The organism is Pseudomonas sp. SWI36 (assembly GCF_002948105.1).
GTDB lineage: Bacteria > Pseudomonadota > Gammaproteobacteria > Pseudomonadales > Pseudomonadaceae > Aquipseudomonas > Aquipseudomonas alloputida.
In genome coordinates this window covers 1,898,690-1,915,309 of the sequence record NZ_CP026675.1, presented here as the reverse complement: position 1 = coordinate 1,915,309, position 16,620 = coordinate 1,898,690, and the positions used below count along the sequence as shown (strand labels likewise).

The following is a 16,620-nucleotide window of genomic DNA, read 5'->3' as shown; positions in this document are numbered from 1 at the left end:
TGTCGGCCTCTTCGCGGCTAAAGCTGCGAAGAGGCCGGCACAGGTTGCGCTGGTCGACAGCAATTGATACCAATCAGCCTTCATCGCTTTCCCTGAGTTACAATGCGCGCCACCGTGACTCTGCCAACAGGTGCGCCATGCAGCCCTACGCTATTGCCCCCTCCATTCTCTCTGCCGATTTTGCCCGCCTGGGTGAGGACGTCGACAAGGTATTGGCTGCGGGTGCAGACATCGTCCACTTCGATGTCATGGACAATCACTATGTCCCCAACCTGACCATCGGTCCGATGGTCTGTACCGCTCTGCGCAAGTACGGCGTTACTGCGCCGATCGACGTGCACCTGATGGTCAGCCCGGTTGACCGCATCATTGGCGACTTTATCGAAGCGGGCGCCACCTACATCACCTTCCACCCTGAAGCCACGCAGCACATCGACCGTTCGCTTCAGCTGATCAAGGATGGTGGCTGCAAAGCCGGCCTGGTGTTCAACCCGGCCACCAGCCTGGACGCCCTGAAGTATGTGATGGACAAGATCGACATGGTGCTGCTGATGAGCGTCAACCCAGGCTTCGGCGGGCAGAAGTTCATCCCCGGCACCCTCGACAAGCTGCGCGAAGCGCGTGCGCTGATCGACGCCAGTGGCCGTGATATCCGTCTGGAGATCGATGGTGGCGTGAACGTCAACAACATCCGCGAGATCGCTGCCGCTGGCGCCGACACCTTCGTGGCCGGCTCGGCGATCTTCAACGCCCCGGACTATCAGGAAGTGATCGCCAAGATGCGCGCCGAACTGGCCCTGGCCCGCCCATGAGTGGCTTCGAGCAGCTGTTCCCGGGAACGCTGCCAAGGCTGGTGATGTTCGATCTGGACGGTACCCTGATCGATTCCGTGCCTGACCTGGCCGCCGCCGTGGACCGCATGCTGCTCGAACTGGGGCGCCCGCCTGCTGGCCTTGAGGCCGTGCGCCACTGGGTTGGCAATGGCGCCCAGGTGCTGGTGCGCCGCGCGTTGGCGGGCGGCATCGACCATGCCGACGTGGACGATGCGCTGGCAGAACAGGCGCTGGCGCTGTTCATGGACGCTTATGCCGAAAGCCATGAACTTACCGTGGTCTACCCCGGCGTGCGCGACACCCTGCGCTGGCTGCGCAAGCAGGGCGTGGAGATGGCGCTGATTACCAACAAGCCTGAGCGCTTTGTTGGCCCGCTGCTGGACCAGATGAAGATCGGTAATTTCTTCCGCTGGATCATTGGTGGCGACACCCTGCCGCAGAAAAAGCCCGACCCGGCGGCGTTGCTATTCGTCATGCAGATGGCCGGTGTTACCCCGCAGCAGTCCCTGTTTGTCGGTGATTCGCGCAGTGACGTGCAGGCGGCGAAGGCGGCTGGCGTGCAATGCGTGGGCCTGACCTACGGCTATAACCATGGCCGGCCGATCGACGACGAATCCCCCAGCCTGGTAATCGACGACCTGCGCGCATTGCTGCCCGGTTGCGCAGACCCGGCCACTGGGATAACGTTGGCGGACCTTCAAGCCTCACAAGACAGAGAGTCCACCGTGGCGGTTACTGGCAAATTCTGGATGAAAGTCATCAAGGCCTTGGCCCGTTGGCGTTGGCGCGCCTGACTTCAGCCTGCCGGCGTGTGCCGGCCCGTCCGTTTGCCTGACCTATTGCTGCTTGCCACGAGACTACTCATGAACCGCGAAGAATTCCTGCGCCTGGCCGCTGCCGGCTACAACCGTATTCCCTTGGCCTGTGAAACCTTGGCCGACTTCGACACGCCGCTGTCGATCTACCTGAAACTGGCTGACCAGCCCAACTCGTACCTGCTCGAATCGGTGCAGGGCGGCGAGAAGTGGGGCCGTTACTCGATGATCGGCTTGCCATCGCGCACCGTGATGCGTGTGCATGGCTACCGTGTCAGCATCCTGCACGATGACGTCGAGGTGGAAAGCTGCGAGGTCGAAGACCCGCTGGCATTCGTTGAAACCTTCAAGGACCGCTACAAAGTTGCCGATATCCCCGGCCTGCCGCGTTTCAATGGCGGCCTGGTCGGCTACTTTGGCTACGACTGCGTGCGTTATGTTGAAAAGCGCCTGGGGGCCAGCCCCAACCCGGACCCGCTGGGCGTACCGGATATCCTGCTGATGGTGTCCGACGCGGTGGTGGTGTTCGACAACCTGGCGGGCAAGATGCACGCCATCGTGTTGGTCGACCCAGCTGAAGATCAGGCCTTCGAACAGGGCCAGGCACGCCTGCAAGGTTTGCTGGAAACCTTGCGCCAGCCAATCACCCCGCGCCGCGGCCTGGACCTGAGCGGGCCGCAGGCGGCCGAACCGGCGTTCCGCTCCAGCTACACCCGCGAGGATTACGAAAACGCCGTCGGTCGTATCAAGGAATACATCCTGGCCGGGGACTGTATGCAGGTGGTGCCGTCGCAGCGCATGTCGATCGACTTCAAGGCTGCGCCTATCGACCTGTATCGCGCGCTACGCTGCTTCAACCCGACGCCATACATGTACTTCTTCAACTTCGGTGACTTCCATGTGGTCGGCAGCTCGCCCGAAGTGCTGGTACGTGTCGAGGACAACCTGGTCACCGTGCGCCCGATTGCCGGTACCCGCCCGCGTGGTGCGACCGAAGAGGCCGATCGTGCGCTGGAAGACGACCTGTTGTCGGACGACAAGGAAATTGCCGAGCACCTGATGCTGATCGATCTGGGTCGCAACGATGTCGGTCGTGTGTCTTCGACCGGCAGTGTGCGCCTGACCGAGAAGATGGTGATCGAGCGTTACTCCAACGTGATGCACATTGTTTCCAACGTTACCGGCCAGCTGCGTGAAGGCCTGACGGCGATGGATGCACTGCGGGCGATTCTGCCGGCTGGCACCTTGTCGGGTGCGCCCAAGATCCGGGCGATGGAGATCATCGACGAGCTGGAGCCGGTCAAGCGTGGGGTTTACGGCGGTGCCGTCGGCTATTTTGCCTGGAACGGCAACATGGATACCGCAATTGCCATTCGTACCGCAGTGATCAAGGACGGCGAGCTGCATGTGCAGGCCGGTGGCGGCATCGTTGCCGACTCGGTGCCGGCGCTGGAATGGGAAGAAACCATCAACAAGCGCCGGGCGATGTTCCGTGCGGTGGCGTTGGCCGAGCAGACTTCCGCCAGATAAATTGATTGGGGCTGCTGCGCAGCCCATTCGCGGGTAAACCACGCTCCTACAAGGTTGTGTAGGAGCGGGTTTACCCGCGAAAGGGCCGGGCCTGCTGGCCAATCTCTACCCGCCGTTCACCGTTGCCGCCGCCACCGTATTCGCGGGTAAACCCGCTCCTACAGGGGATGCGCAAGCCTCAGGCATACGAGGCCGTCGTAGGAGCGGGTTCACCCGCGAATGGGCCGGGCCTGCTGGCCAATTTCCACCAGGCGTTCACCGTTGTCGCCGCTACCGTATTCGCGGGTAAACCCGCTCCTACAAGGGTTGCGCAAGCCTCAGGCATACGAGGCCGTCGTAGGAGCGGGTTCACCCGCGAATGGGCCGCAAAGCGGCCCCCAGCAATTCAGAAGTCCACGCTAACCCCCACGCTAATGCCCTGCTGCGTCAACTCATCACTCTTGCGCCAGTTGTAGTTCCCGCGCAAATGCACCCCTGCCACCAGTTCATGGCTCACACCCAGGCTCGCCCGGGTCAGGTCGCTGTGCGGCGTATACCCGGTCAGGGTGAAGTCATTCGCCGGCAAGCTGGTCAGGTGCATCGTCACATCCTGCTCGTCGTCCTCGAACTCATGCTCCTGCGCCACCTCGGCGAAAAGCCGGGTACTTGGCAGTACCTGCACACTGCCCAGCACCCCCACGCCCAGGCGGCGTGACGTGCGCTCCTGGTCATCGAAGGCAAGCGCCGTCGAGCGTCCGCTCTTCTCGTCGTAGCCATCCACCTTCACCCGCGCATAGTCGGCACTGATGAAAGGTGCCAACTGCCAGTTGCTGGTGTCGGCCGCCAGGTTGTAGCCCAACCGCCCTGACATTGCCCAGGCCTCGCCGTCGGTGTCGCCCTTCTCACTGCGGTCATTCACGCCCAGGGCGAAGGTACGCTTGAGGTCGCTGTAGTCTAGGTGCCCGGCGGTCAGCGCCGCGTCGGCCCACCAGCGGTCCTGGCGGTATTGGGCAAAGGCACTGGCCATATAGCTGTTCAGCTTGTAGTCCGAGTCCTGTTCACCAGCTTCCAGCTTCTGCCGGTACGCACCGCCGGCCAGGCCCAGGCGCCAGGCGTCGTTCAGGCGATAGCTGCCGCCCACGGTCAGATTGTAGCCGCGGCCGTCACCGCTGGCCGCGCTGCGCTGGCCGTCGAAGTCCAGGTCCTGAGCGCCGCTGGCGACAAAGGCTTGCCATTGGCCAACTGCTTGCCAAGGCGTCTGCCACTGATTACGCAACTCATCCTGGTGAGCCCGCAGGCTGGCGTGAGCCATTTCCGGTAGCAGGGTCAGTTCCCAGGGGGCCGCGAGGATCGAGTAGGCGTAATCGGCAATCAGCTGCTGACCCGCGATGGTCGGGTGGACCGAGTCGTTGAACAGCAGTTTGGTCGGGTCTGGCGTTGTGCCGTTGATCCCGTACACCGGGTTTTCCACGCAGCTATCGCCGCTGTAGCAGGTGCCGACCAGGTTCTGGTCGCTGGCCAGGCCGAACTGACTGGGGCTGGCCAGCGCCTCGCTCAACAGCACAGGGATGTTCAGTGGAATGATCTGGGCATCGATCTGCTCTAGCTGGCTGATCAGTGACTGGTTGAACGCAGCGGAGAGCAGTGACAGTGGGTTTTGCTGTGGCGTGCCGCTGAAATTGGGCGTTTGGCCGAGGTCAGGTAGCAGCCAGACCATGATGTAGCGCGCGCCTCCTTGCTGAAGCGCTTGGGCGCTGGCAGCCAGGCGGGCGCCGGCGGCTACGGCGTCGGCCGAGCTATTCACCAGGCCCTGAAGGAAGTCGTTGCCGCCGCCTGTCAGGTAGTACAAGGCATTGGGGTCGGCGCGCAGGCCGTTGGCCAGGTAGCCGGGGCGCTCGCGCAGCACCAACCCGGCATTGGGGTTTCCTGGTGGGATGACGGTCTCGGACGTTGTCGTGATCGAGTCCAGGATCTGCTGGGTGGTGTACCCGCCGACTGCCCAGTTATTACCATCGGGCTGGATGCCTACGGATGTCGACGGGTTAAGGTCGCCTGGCGCAACGCCCAGGCGGCCACCGAGGATCATCGGCGACACCGGGGCGAAGTTGCCGTCGGCGTCACGGTTGGTGAAACGCGCGCCTGGGGTACCTCCAACAAGATCGGGAAACTGCCCGGCATCGGCGAGGCTGTCGCCAAACACGATCAGGGTTGAATAGGGCGAAGGGCCGGCCAACGCCTGGCTGCAGGCCAGGGCCAGTGAAGCGAGGGTAAAGCGCAATAACGGGGCTTTTCGCATCGGGGAACATCCTTTTCTTTGTTTTTATCAGGACAAGCCCATCGACCTTAGCAAATCGTCGTGCTTCGCTCCCAAGTCCATTCGTTTCCCCGTGTTTACAGGCATATTGCGCCCGTCGCCCCGGTAGGCTACTGTGCCGGGACGTATGAGCGAGACCTATCCTGTGTTGATCGTCAGCAAACTCTTGATGCGCGTAATCAAGGCCCACGCCCGTTGGCGTTGGCGCGCCTGACTTTATCTCCTGCCGGCCCGCCCGGCCCGTCCCCGTTTGCCTTCTCGTTTACCGCCCGTTGTGGCAAAGCCGCGCCTGTGGCTGGTGCCGGAAGGTTCGAATCATGAAGTCAGTAGATTCAAGAGGTTTAACACCATGTTACTGATGATCGACAATTATGACTCATTCACTTACAACGTCGTTCAGTACCTTGGCGAGCTGGGTGCCGAGGTCAAGGTCATTCGCAATGACGAAATGACCATCGCCCAGATTGAGGCCCTCAACCCTGAGCGCATCGTCGTATCTCCGGGCCCGTGCACCCCAAGCGAGGCAGGCGTGTCCATCGAGGCCATCCTGCATTTCGCCGGGAAGTTGCCAATCCTCGGCGTATGCCTGGGCCACCAGTCAATCGGGCAGGCCTTTGGCGGCGACGTTGTACGTGCACGTCAGGTCATGCACGGCAAGACCAGCCCGGTATATCACCGCGACCTGGGCGTGTTCGCCAGCCTTAACAACCCGCTGACCGTGACCCGTTACCATTCGCTGGTGGTAAAGCGTGAAACCTTGCCCGACTGCCTGGAAGTTACCGCCTGGACCTCCCATGCTGACGGCTCGGTCGATGAGATCATGGGCCTGCGCCACAAGACGCTGAATATCGAAGGGGTGCAATTCCACCCTGAGTCGATCCTGACCGAGCAGGGCCACGAACTGTTCGCCAACTTCCTCAAGCAGACCGGCGGCCGCCGTTAAGGATCGAACATGGATATCAAGAGTGCGTTGAGCCGTATCGTCGGCCAGTTGGACCTGACCACCGAAGAAATGCGCGAGGTCATGCGCCAGATCATGACCGGTCAGTGCAGCGAGGCGCAGATAGGCGCTTTCCTGATGGGCATGCGCATGAAAAGCGAAAGCATCGACGAGATCGTCGGTGCGGTGTCGGTGATGCGCGAGCTGGCCGAAAAGGTCGAGCTGCAAAGCCTCGATGGTGTCGTCGATATTGTCGGAACCGGCGGTGATGGCGCTAACATCTTCAACGTGTCCACCGCTTCGTCCTTCGTCCTGGCGGCGGCGGGTTGCCCGGTGGCCAAGCATGGTAACCGCGCAGTCTCGGGCAAGAGCGGCAGTGCCGACCTGCTGGAAGCTGCCGGCATCTACCTGAACCTGACGCCAACTCAAGTGGCACGCTGCATCGACAGCCTGGGCATCGGCTTCATGTTCGCGCAAAGTCACCACTCGGCCATGAAACATGCCGCTGGCCCACGTCGAGAACTGGGGTTGCGCACCCTGTTCAATATGCTCGGCCCGCTTACGAATCCGGCCGGAGTGAAGCACCAGGTGGTCGGTGTGTTCGCGCAAACCCTTTGCCGCCCGCTGGCTGAGGTGCTGCAGCGCCTGGGGAGCAAGCATGTGCTGGTCGTGCACTCGAAGGATGGTCTGGACGAGTTCAGCCTGGCTGCACCCACCTTCGTCGCCGAACTGAAAAATGACGAAATCACTGAATATTGGGTCGAGCCGGAAGACCTCGGCATGAAGAGTCAGAGCCTTCATGGCCTGGCTGTCGAGAGCCCGCAGGCTTCGCTGGAGTTGATCCGCGATGCGCTGGGCCGGCGCAAGACCGAGAACGGTCAGAAGGCCGCCGAGATGATCGTGCTTAATGCTGGCGCGGCACTGTATGCAGCCGACCATGCCATGAGCCTGAAAGCCGGTGTAGAACTGGCCCATGATGTACTGCACACCGGCCTGGCCTGGGAAAAGCTGCAGGAATTGGGTGCCTTTACTGCAGTATTCAAGGTGGAGAACGAAGCATGAGTGTGCCGACGGTGCTGGAAAGGATCATTGCCCGCAAGTTTCAGGAAGTGGCCGAGCGCAGTGCGCGCGTCAGCCTCGCCGAGCTGGAGGCCCTGGCCAAGGCCGCTGACGCCCCGCGAGGCTTCGCCAACGCGCTGATCGAGCAGGCCAAGCGCAAGCAGCCCGCGGTGATTGCCGAAATCAAGAAGGCTTCGCCAAGCAAGGGCGTGATCCGCGAGCACTTCGTGCCAGCGGAAATCGCGGTCAGCTACGAGAAGGGCGGGGCCACCTGCCTGTCGGTGTTGACCGATGTCGATTATTTCCAGGGTGCCGATGAGTACTTGCAGCAGGCCCGCGCGGCTGTTTCGCTGCCGGTGATCCGCAAGGACTTCATGGTCGACCCTTACCAGATCGTCGAGGCCCGGGCCCTGGGCGCAGATTGCGTACTCCTGATCGTGTCGGCGCTGGATGACGTGAAGATGGCTGAACTGGCCGCCACTGCCAAGGACGTCGGCCTCGACGTGCTGGTGGAAGTGCACGATGGCGATGAACTGGAGCGCGCGCTGAAAACCCTGGATACGCCGCTGGTGGGGGTGAACAACCGCAACCTGCACACCTTCGAGGTCAGCCTGGAAACCACCCTTGACCTGCTGCCGCGCATTCCGCGTGACCGTCTGGCGATTACCGAAAGCGGTATTCTCAACCGGGCCGATGTGGAGCTGATGGCAATCAACGAGGTTTACTCGTTCCTGGTGGGTGAGGCGTTCATGCGCGCTGAGCAGCCTGGCCTGGAATTACAGCGGCTGTTCTTCCCCGAGCAGGTGAAGAAGACTGTTCAGCAACTGGACTGATCAAATGAAGCCGGCGTTTTTGCCGGCTTTTTTGTACCTGTAATGGCCTCTTCGCGGGCAAGCCCGCTCCTACACGGATACGCGCCCTGTCGTAGGAGCGGGTTTACCCGCGAAGAGGCCAGTGAAATCAACATCATAGGTGGATCAATGACCGATCAACCCCTGGCCCTGAGCGTCGAACAAGGCCTGCACGCCGAGCAGGAACTGCTGGCCGCCGTCTGCCGTGGCGAACGCGAAAGTGGCGTGCTGTTCTGGCGCCCCACCGACCACGCGCTGGTCATGCCTCGGCGCATGAGCCGGCTGGGCAACTTCGAGGTCGCCTGCGCGGAATTGGCTATTGCTGGCTGGCCGGTGCTGCTGCGAGAAACCGGCGGCGAGCCGGTGCCTCAGTCGCATTCGACGGTGAACGTTGCACTGGTCTACGCCGCACCGCGCAGTGAAGGCGACCACGGCCGTATCGAAAATGCCTACGAGCGCCTGTGTCTGCCGCTGTGTGATGTGCTGCGCGAGTGGGGCGGCGTAGCGTCAGTCGGGGAAATCGACGGGGCCTTCTGCGATGGCCGCTACAACGTCAACCTCAATGGCCGCAAATTGGTGGGTACCGCCCAGCGCTGGCGTCAGGGCCTGGGTGGCAAGCGCCCTGTGGTGCTGGTGCACGGTGCGCTGCTGCTGGACAACGAGCGTGAGTCGATGGTGGCGGCGGTCAACCGCTTCAACGAGTGCTGTGAGCTGGAGCAACGCTGTCGCGCTGATGCGCACATCGCCTTGCACGAAGTGGCGCCGGCAGCGCCCTGGTTCGAGCGCCTTTCGCAGGCCTACGCCAAGGTGCTGGCCGAGTTGCCCAAGGATTAGCGGGTACCGTGGACCACCATGGTCTTGCCCTTGACCTGCACCAGGCTGCGTTCCTCGAGGTCCTTGAGAACGCGGCCGACCATTTCCCGAGAGCAACCGACGATTCGGCCGATTTCCTGACGGGTAATCTTGATTTGCATGCCATCGGGGTGGGTCATGGCGTCGGGCTGCTTGCACAGTTCCAGCAGGCAGCGGGCAACTCGCCCGGTCACGTCGAAAAATGCCAAATCGCCAACCTTGCGCGTAGTGTTGCGCAGGCGCTGGGCCATCTGGCTACCCAGGGCATAGAGGATTTCCGGGTCCTGGCGCGCCAGCTCGCGAAACTTCTCGTAGCTGATTTCGGCCACTTCGCATTCGGTCTTGGCGCGTACCCAGGCACTGCGCTGCTGCTCGCCATCAACGGGCTCGAACAGGCCTAGCTCGCCAAAAAAATCGCCATGGTTGAGGTAGGCGATGATCATTTCATGGCCGTCGTCGTCCTCGATGAGGATGGTGACCGAACCCTTGATGATGAACGACAGTGTCTCGGCCCGGTCGCCGGCGCAGATGATATTGCTTTTGGCGGTGTAGCGGCGGCGCTGGCAGTGTACCAGCAGCTTGTCGATGTTCTTTATCTTGGCGGGTAGGGCGGAGGCAACCATCACGAAATCCTGTTCGATATGACGCATAGGCTTTTTTTAGAGGTTGGCTGACGGCGAGCGCCAGTCATTTGGCGCCAGCTTATCAGACACTACGAGATGTTTCGGTACTAAACCGACACATCTCGTGCTTTTCCCACAGCCGCACAAGGTCTAAGCTGACACCCTTTTCCGAAAATCAGGAGTCCGGGTAGATGAAGGCACGTATCCAGTGGGCCGGTGAGGCAATGTTCCTCGGCGAATCGGGGAGCGGCCATGTCGTCGTAATGGACGGCCCGCCCGAGGCCGGCGGCCGCAACCTGGGCGTGCGACCGATGGAAATGCTGTTGCTGGGCCTGGGTGGCTGCAGCAGCTTTGACGTGGTGAGCATTCTGAAGAAGTCGCGCCAGGCAGTGGAAAGCTGCGAGGCATTTCTGGAGGCGGAGCGCGCCAGCGAAGACCCGAAGGTGTTCACCAAGATTCACATGAACTTTGTGGTGAAGGGGCGTGGGCTGAAAGAAGCGCAGGTCAAGCGGGCGGTGGAGCTGTCGGCGGAAAAGTATTGCTCGGCTTCGATCATGCTCGAGCGTGCCGGGGTTGAGATTACCCATGGGTATGAAATCGTAGAGCTGGGTTAAGGCTGAGATTCCGGGGCCGCTTTGCAGCCCTTGTGGAAGCGGGTGAACCCGCTCCCACCCGCGGCCCGGGCGAGTTTCAGTTGCGCAGAGCCGGAAGGGCCATCCGCAACCATTGCGGAAGACTGCCTCTCAGCGCATGGCTCAACCGCTCCCGGCGCTTCTGGTAAACCAGCCCAAGCCAGATAACCCCCAGCCCGATCATGGTCAGCACCACCGGGAACAGCAGCGACTGGGCAAACACCTCGTACGACAGATATCCCAGATAAGCCGCCACCCCCAGCGCACCAAACACCATGAACACCGGCCGACGCAGCAGCACCGCCATGCCCATCAGCGCAATGTTGATCAGGCAGTACATGGCCTTGCCCAACTCACTGCCGCTGTCCAGCAGCGTCAACCCGCCCCAGAATGCTGCCAGCCCGGCGAGGTAACCCCAACGGGCGTAGTCTTCACGCGTGCGACCGTCTATCACGAGGAACACCACCAGCAAGCCCAGGCCAAACCACAGGGATACCTGGCGGCGCTGCTCCCAGCTGAACGGGGAGCCGAAGAACCACTCGCTAAGGTCCATCGACATGAACCACAAGGCTACGGCCATTGGCATGACGACGAACGGGTAGGGGATCAACCGCAGCATCAGCAGCCCGGCAAGCACCGTGGCTGCTTCCATCGCCAGCCAGCCACCCTGCACGTAGGTGTAGTACTGGTGGTAGTCGGCCTGCGCATCGTCCAGTGGCCACCAGCCGAGCATGCGTTCGATAGCGAATACCGCCAGCGGCACGATGCTGACTGCTACTGCTGCCAGCACGCCAGCGGCGACGGGCTGGGCGCGGCGTTGCAGATTGAGGGCGAACAAGGTGATCAACAGGATATAGAGGCTGGCGATGATCAACAGCGCGCCGTCACCGAGGCTCATCCAGGCCTCGGTGAGCAACCAGCCCAGGGCCGCCATGATCAGCATGGCGCCAAAGTAGAAGGCAACATGGGCCAGCTGAAAGCTGCCACGTGGTGCGGGTTGCTGGCGCAGGAATGCCAACAGGCTTTGATCCTGGCCTGGTTGGAGAATGCCTGCTTGCACGGCGCGCGCCAGGTCCTTGGCGTCGAATCGATCCGTCATGGTGATGCCTTCAGATGCGGTATGTGCTCTTGGTCATGACCTTGGCCAGCAAGCTCATGCCAAAGCGGACGGGGGCCGGGAAGCGATAACCACCGGCTTCCAGTGCAGACTCGGCGTGCTGTTCTTCGTCGATGCGCATTTGCTCGAGAATGGCCCGGGATTTTTCATCTTCGTGCGGGAGCTGCTTCAGGTGCTCGTCGAGGTGCTTGCACACCTGATGTTCGGTAGCGGCGACGAAGCCCAGGCTGACCTTGTCGCTGACCAGCCCTGCCAGTGCGCCGATGCCGAACGACATGCCGTAGAACAGAGGGTTGAGCACGCTGGGGTGACTGTTCAGCTGGCGAATGCGCTGTTCGCACCAGGCCAGGTGATCCACTTCTTCCTCGGCGGCATGCTCCATGGCCTTGCGCACTTCGGGCAGCTTGGCGGTCAGGGCCTGGCCTTGGTACAACGCCTGGGCGCAGACTTCACCGGTATGGTTGATGCGCATCAGCCCGGCAATATGACGGGCCTGCTGCTCGTCCAGGTCAGCGTCTGGCTGGACGATGGCCGGCGATGGCCGGGTGGGTTGGCCGCTGAAGGGCAGCAAGGTGCGCATGGCGGTATCGGCCTGCAGCAACAAGCGGTCGAGCGGCGAGTAGTGACGTTCGGTAGCCATCGGGCACCTCCGCAAGAATGTGCCCGACAGTTTACCGCAATAGCGGCGGGGTCGCTTGCCGTGGGTCAGCCCGGAGGCCAGTTCATCTGGCGCTGGCCAAGCACGTGCATATGGATGTGGTAGACGGTCTGGCCGCCTTTGGGGTTGCAGTTCATGACCACACGGAAACCTTCCTCGCAGCCTTGTTCGACAGCCAGGCGCTGGGCGGTGAACAGGATGTGGCCAGCCAGGGCCTTGTCTTCTTCGGTCAGGTCATTGAGGGTGCGAATGTGCTTTTTCGGGATGACCAGAAAATGTACCGGTGCCGCGGGTGCAATGTCCTTGAAGGCCAGGATCTGGTCGTCTTCATAGATGATATCTGCCGGGATTTCCCGGTTGATGATTTTGAGGAATAGATCGTCCACAGCACTTGCTCCATGGTGAGGGTCGGGCCGAGTGTACTCAGCCGTGAGCCGCTCGCCCAGTGGCTATTCCATGCCTGAGGGGCAATAGCGGCGGTGGATGGCCCCGGCCAGCTTGCGCACCAGCCAGCGCGGCAGCAGCCGCGGTGCGAACGCCAGCCAGCGGTTGCGCCGGCCGGGCATGATCAGTGCGCGGTTCTTGTCCAGTGCCCGCACGGTGTACAGCGCCACTTCCTCGGGGCTGAGGCAGCGCGGCTTGCCATCGAGCCGCGCAATGCGCCGGCGTGCGGAACGTACCGGGCCAGGGCACAGTACCGAGACCTTGATGCCGGTGCGCTTGAGTTCTTCGCGCAGGGCCTGGGAAAAGCTCAACACGTAGGCCTTGCTGGCGGCATAGGCGGCCATCCATGGGCCAGGCGCCACCCCGGCCAGGCCGGCGACGTTGAGAATCTGCCCGCCACCCTGTACAGCCATCAGGTTACCGATGGCATGGCACAGGCGGCTCAGGGCCAGCACGTTGACTTCCAGCAGATCCTGTTCGTCGGCCCATTCATGGGCCAGGAACGGCCCATAGGTGCGCAAGCCCGCGCAGTTGACCAGCAAGTCGATACGCCGCTCGCCTTCTTCCAGCTCTAGCACGAAGCCTGAAAGGCGCAGCGGCTGGCTGAGGTCGCAGGCGCGGAACAGCACCTCGACGCCGAAACGCTGAGTCAGCTCGATGGCAACAGGCTCCAGCGTTTCTCGTTGGCGTGCCACCAGGATCAGATTGCGCCCGCGCCGTGCCAGCGCTTCCGCCAAGGCCAGGCCCAGGCCGCTGGAAGCACCAGTGATCATGGCGTAACGGGTCATGCAAGGCTCCTGGGGGCGGAAGAGGGCGCCTAGTGTACAACTTGCCCGTGCAAGGTGTTGCCTTTTGCTACAAGGCGCGGGCGCGCAGAACCTGGCAGTGCTCCAGGGCTTGCCGGTACTCGCCATGCAGGCGCTCGATCAATGCGCTGGCGCTGGGCAGGTCATGGATGGCACCGACGCCCTGGCCCGCTGACCATACGGTCTTCCAGGCCTTGGCTTCGTCATCGATCGGCTTGAGCTTGCCTTGCACCTGCCCCGCTTTGAGGGCGTTCATGTCGTAGCCGGCCTGCTCCAGGCTCTGGCGCAGGAAGCTGGCGGGGATGCCGGACACCACGGGTGTGTGGATGATGTCGGCGGCATGGGCATCCAGCAGCATCTGTTTGTAGGCGCCCTGAGCCTGGCTTTCTGTGGTGGCGATGAAGCGCGTGCCCATGTACGCCAGGTCCGCCCCCAGCAGTTGTGCGGCCAGGATCTCGTGGCCGTGGTTAATGCAACCAGCCAGCAGCAGGGTCTTGTCGAAGAACTGGCGAATTTCTGCGGCCAGGGCGAACGGGCTCCAGGTGCCGGCATGGCCGCCCGCGCCTGCGGCGACGGCGATAAGGCCATCGACACCGGCTTCGGCGGCCTTTTCGGCATGCCGGCGGGTGGTGACATCGTGGAGCACCAGGCCGCCGTAGCCGTGTACGGCATCGACCACTTCCTTTACCGCCCCCAGGCTGGTGATAACGATTGGTACACGGTGTTCGACGCACAAGGCCAAGTCGGCCTGCAGGCGCGGGTTGGTCGGGTGGACGATCAGGTTGACGGCGTAGGGCGCTGGCGCCTGCAGTTGAGCCAGGCCAGCCTCGATCTCTTCCAGCCAGGCCTTGAAGCCAGCGCTGTCGCGTTGGTTCAGGGCCGGGAAACTGCCAACCACGCCGCTGGCGCAGCAGGCCAGCACCAGTTTGGGGTTGGAGATGAGGAACATCGGCGCGGCAACCACGGGCAGCCGCAGGCGTTGTTCGAGCGAAGCAGGTAGCGACATGGCAAGGCTCCTTGAGCGGGTGGCTATGTCAGAACGGTTTCACCACCACCAGAATGACGATAGCCAGCAGGATCAGCACGGGCACTTCGTTGAACCAGCGATAGTAAACGTGGCTGCGGGTGTTGGTGCCGTTGGCGAAGCGTTTGCGCTGGGCACCGCACACGTGATGGTAGCCGGTCAGCAGGATGACCAGGGTGAGCTTGGCATGCAGCCACCCCTGGCTCAGCCAGCCGGGGGTGAGGTACAGCATCCAGGCGCCAAACACGTAGGTGGCGATCATCGCCGGGTTCATGATGCCGCGGTACAGCTTGCGCTCCATGGTCACGAAGCGTTCCTGGCTGATGCTGTCCTGGCTCTGGGCGTGGTAGACGAACAGCCTGGGCAGGTAGAACAGGCCGGCGAACCAGCAGACCACGCTGACGATATGCAGCGCTTTGATCCATAGGTAAAGCATGGAGGGAGTTCCTTCAGATAGTCACGGTCGTCAGATAGTAGTGGTCAGGCGCCCGAAGGGTCACCCGAAGAGTTGTTACAGGCGCCCTGCGCCCCTATTATCGTGCGCTTTCCAGACGGCTCGTTGATAAGGGGCAAGCGTTATGATCAAGGTCGGTATCGTCGGCGGCACGGGTTACACCGGCGTCGAACTGTTGCGTCTGCTGGCACAGCATCCACAGGCCGAAGTGGCGGTCATCACTTCGCGCTCCGAGGCGGGCGTGGCGGTGGCGGACATGTACCCGAACCTGCGCGGCCACTATGACGGTTTGGCGTTCAGCGTGCCGGACAGCAAGGCTCTGGCCGCCTGCGATGTGGTGTTCTTCGCCACGCCGCATGGTGTTGCCCACGCCCTGGCCGGTGAGCTGCTGGCGGCTGGCACCAAGGTGATCGACCTGTCGGCCGACTTCCGTCTGCAGGATGCCACTGAGTGGGGCAAGTGGTACGGTCAGCCCCATGGCGCGCCAGAGCTGCTCAAGGACGCAGTCTATGGCCTGCCCGAAGTCAACCGCGAGAAGATCCGCCAGGCACGCCTCATCGCTGTGCCGGGTTGCTACCCGACTGCAACCCAGCTGGGCTTCCTTCCGCTGCTGGAGGCGGGCCTGGCTGACCCGTCGCGCCTGATCGCCGACTGCAAGTCGGGTGTGAGCGGCGCTGGTCGTGGTGCGGCAGTGGGCTCGCTGTTCTGCGAGGCCGGCGAAAGCATGAAAGCCTACGCGGTAAAGGGCCATCGCCACTTGCCGGAGATCAGCCAGGGCCTGCGCCTGGCTGCGGGCAAGGACATCGGCCTGACTTTCGTGCCGCACCTGACGCCGATGATCCGTGGCATCCACGCCACCCTGTACGCGAACGTGGTCGATACCTCGGTCGACCTGCAGGCGCTGTTCGAGAAACGCTACGCCGATGAACCGTTCGTCGACGTAATGCCAGCAGGCAGCCATCCGGAAACCCGTAGCGTGCGTGGTGCCAACGTCTGCCGCATTGCCGTTCATCGTCCGCAGGGTGGTGATCTGGTGGTGGTGCTTTCGGTGATCGACAACCTGGTCAAGGGTGCCTCCGGCCAGGCGGTGCAGAACCTCAACATTCTGTTCGGTCTGGATGAGCGCATGGGCCTGTCCCATGCCGGCTTGCTGCCGTAAGGCCGCCAGCAGTGGAAAAGGCCCGCGTCGTGCGGGCCTTTTTGCAGGTCGCGACTAAAGCCGCACAATTCTTGACCGATTTTCTCGGGAAAGCGGATAATGCGCGTCATCGAGTTTTATGGCGGCTACCGCGCCGGGAGAATCAACATGAGCGTCGAAACCTTCACCCCTACCGGTCTGGAGTTCACCCATGGGGCAGCCCAGAAGGTGAAAAACCTGGTCAATGAGGAAGGCAATGAACGTCTGAAACTGCGGGTGTTCGTGACCGGTGGTGGTTGCTCGGGCTTCCAGTATGGCTTCACCTTCGATGAAGACGTGGCCGAAGATGACACCATTGTCGAGCGCGAGGGCGTTTCCCTGGTGGTCGACCCGATGAGCTTCCAGTACCTGGCGGGTGCCGAAGTGGACTATCAGGAAGGCCTGGAAGGTTCGCGTTTCGTGATCAAGAACCCGAATGCCGCGACCACCTGCGGTTGCGGGTCGTCGTTTTCGATCTAAGGGTTGGGCATACGAAAACGCCGCGCAATTGC

General features: G+C 62.3%; 18 protein-coding genes. 10 read left to right on the top strand and 8 right to left on the bottom strand.

Going from position 1 to position 16,620, the window contains the following annotated elements:
- The first annotated feature begins 137 nt into the window (after positions 1 to 137).
- From rpe to trpE, 3 genes are all read left to right on the top strand, one after another.
- Positions 138 to 812, top strand: a complete 675-nt coding sequence (rpe, locus tag C4Q27_RS09415; protein WP_003255539.1) for a ribulose-phosphate 3-epimerase — start codon at positions 138 to 140, stop codon at positions 810 to 812.
- Positions 809 to 1,627 (top strand): phosphoglycolate phosphatase, encoded by an 819-nt coding sequence (locus tag C4Q27_RS09410; RefSeq protein WP_014589455.1) that lies wholly within the window; start codon positions 809 to 811, stop codon positions 1,625 to 1,627. Before rpe ends, C4Q27_RS09410 begins: the two co-directional genes overlap by 4 nt.
- 69 nt (positions 1,628 to 1,696) lie before the next feature.
- Positions 1,697 to 3,178: an anthranilate synthase component I gene (gene trpE / locus C4Q27_RS09405; RefSeq protein WP_104886767.1), complete on the top strand. Its 1,482-nt coding sequence runs from the start codon at positions 1,697 to 1,699 to the stop codon at positions 3,176 to 3,178.
- A gap of 385 nt (positions 3,179 to 3,563) precedes the next feature.
- On the opposite strand, the gene estP is transcribed toward trpE, so the two are convergent.
- Positions 3,564 to 5,453 carry an esterase EstP gene (estP, locus tag C4Q27_RS09400; protein ID WP_104886766.1) on the bottom strand — a complete coding sequence of 630 codons (1,890 nt, stop codon included), beginning with the start codon at positions 5,451 to 5,453 and terminating at the stop codon, positions 3,564 to 3,566.
- Between the two features lie 367 nt (positions 5,454 to 5,820).
- Between estP and C4Q27_RS09395 the strand changes: the two genes are divergently transcribed.
- The 4 genes from C4Q27_RS09395 to C4Q27_RS09380 all read left to right on the top strand — a co-directional run bounded on the left by C4Q27_RS09395 (position 5,821) and on the right by C4Q27_RS09380 (position 9,155).
- Positions 5,821 to 6,414: an aminodeoxychorismate/anthranilate synthase component II gene (locus C4Q27_RS09395; RefSeq protein WP_003255531.1), complete on the top strand. Its 594-nt coding sequence runs from the start codon at positions 5,821 to 5,823 to the stop codon at positions 6,412 to 6,414.
- A 9-nt stretch (positions 6,415 to 6,423) separates the two neighbouring features.
- A complete protein-coding gene (gene trpD / locus C4Q27_RS09390) occupies positions 6,424 to 7,473 on the top strand; it encodes an anthranilate phosphoribosyltransferase (RefSeq protein WP_010951756.1) in 1,050 nt (349 codons plus the stop codon).
- Positions 7,470 to 8,303: an indole-3-glycerol phosphate synthase TrpC gene (gene trpC, locus C4Q27_RS09385; RefSeq protein WP_064491036.1), complete on the top strand. Its 834-nt coding sequence runs from the start codon at positions 7,470 to 7,472 to the stop codon at positions 8,301 to 8,303. The genes trpD and trpC overlap by 4 nt, the downstream gene beginning before the upstream one ends.
- A gap of 147 nt (positions 8,304 to 8,450) precedes the next feature.
- Positions 8,451 to 9,155, top strand: a complete 705-nt coding sequence (locus C4Q27_RS09380; RefSeq protein WP_014589460.1) for a lipoate--protein ligase family protein — start codon at positions 8,451 to 8,453, stop codon at positions 9,153 to 9,155.
- On the opposite strand, the gene crp is transcribed toward C4Q27_RS09380, so the two are convergent.
- Positions 9,152 to 9,796 carry a cAMP-activated global transcriptional regulator CRP gene (gene crp, locus C4Q27_RS09375; RefSeq protein ID WP_010951759.1) on the bottom strand — a complete coding sequence of 215 codons (645 nt, stop codon included), beginning with the start codon at positions 9,794 to 9,796 and terminating at the stop codon, positions 9,152 to 9,154. The genes C4Q27_RS09380 and crp overlap by 4 nt on opposite strands.
- A 191-nt stretch (positions 9,797 to 9,987) precedes the next feature.
- Here crp and C4Q27_RS09370 point away from each other — a divergent pair, with 191 nt between their 5' ends.
- Entirely contained in the window at positions 9,988 to 10,410 is a 423-nt protein-coding gene (locus C4Q27_RS09370; RefSeq protein ID WP_004376171.1) for an OsmC family protein, read from the top strand.
- A 76-nt stretch (positions 10,411 to 10,486) separates the two neighbouring features.
- On the opposite strand, the gene C4Q27_RS09365 is transcribed toward C4Q27_RS09370, so the two are convergent.
- The 6 genes from C4Q27_RS09365 to hemJ form a co-directional block, all read right to left on the bottom strand.
- A complete protein-coding gene (locus tag C4Q27_RS09365) occupies positions 10,487 to 11,527 on the bottom strand; it encodes a DUF2157 domain-containing protein (protein ID WP_104886765.1) in 1,041 nt (346 codons plus the stop codon).
- 10 nt (positions 11,528 to 11,537) lie between these two features.
- On the bottom strand, positions 11,538 to 12,185 hold the full coding sequence (coq7, locus tag C4Q27_RS09360) for a 2-polyprenyl-3-methyl-6-methoxy-1,4-benzoquinone monooxygenase (protein WP_104886764.1): 648 nt from the start codon (positions 12,183 to 12,185) through the stop codon (positions 11,538 to 11,540).
- Positions 12,186 to 12,250: 65 nt separating this feature from the next.
- Positions 12,251 to 12,589 (bottom strand): histidine triad nucleotide-binding protein, encoded by a 339-nt coding sequence (locus tag C4Q27_RS09355; protein WP_003255518.1) that lies wholly within the window; start codon positions 12,587 to 12,589, stop codon positions 12,251 to 12,253.
- Between the two features lie 63 nt (positions 12,590 to 12,652).
- Positions 12,653 to 13,435: an SDR family oxidoreductase gene (locus C4Q27_RS09350; RefSeq protein WP_010951762.1), complete on the bottom strand. Its 783-nt coding sequence runs from the start codon at positions 13,433 to 13,435 to the stop codon at positions 12,653 to 12,655.
- Between the two features lie 67 nt (positions 13,436 to 13,502).
- Positions 13,503 to 14,459 carry a nitronate monooxygenase family protein gene (locus C4Q27_RS09345; protein WP_064491033.1) on the bottom strand — a complete coding sequence of 319 codons (957 nt, stop codon included), beginning with the start codon at positions 14,457 to 14,459 and terminating at the stop codon, positions 13,503 to 13,505.
- 28 nt (positions 14,460 to 14,487) lie between these two features.
- Positions 14,488 to 14,913: a protoporphyrinogen oxidase HemJ gene (hemJ, locus tag C4Q27_RS09340; protein ID WP_010951764.1), complete on the bottom strand. Its 426-nt coding sequence runs from the start codon at positions 14,911 to 14,913 to the stop codon at positions 14,488 to 14,490.
- A gap of 142 nt (positions 14,914 to 15,055) precedes the next feature.
- On the opposite strand from hemJ, the gene argC reads away from it, so the two are divergent.
- Entirely contained in the window at positions 15,056 to 16,090 is a 1,035-nt protein-coding gene (gene argC, locus C4Q27_RS09335; protein WP_019472953.1) for an N-acetyl-gamma-glutamyl-phosphate reductase, read from the top strand.
- Positions 16,091 to 16,237: 147 nt separating this feature from the next.
- Positions 16,238 to 16,588: an iron-sulfur cluster insertion protein ErpA gene (gene erpA, locus C4Q27_RS09330; protein ID WP_003255511.1), complete on the top strand. Its 351-nt coding sequence runs from the start codon at positions 16,238 to 16,240 to the stop codon at positions 16,586 to 16,588.
- Positions 16,589 to 16,620: the final 32 nt, after the last annotated feature.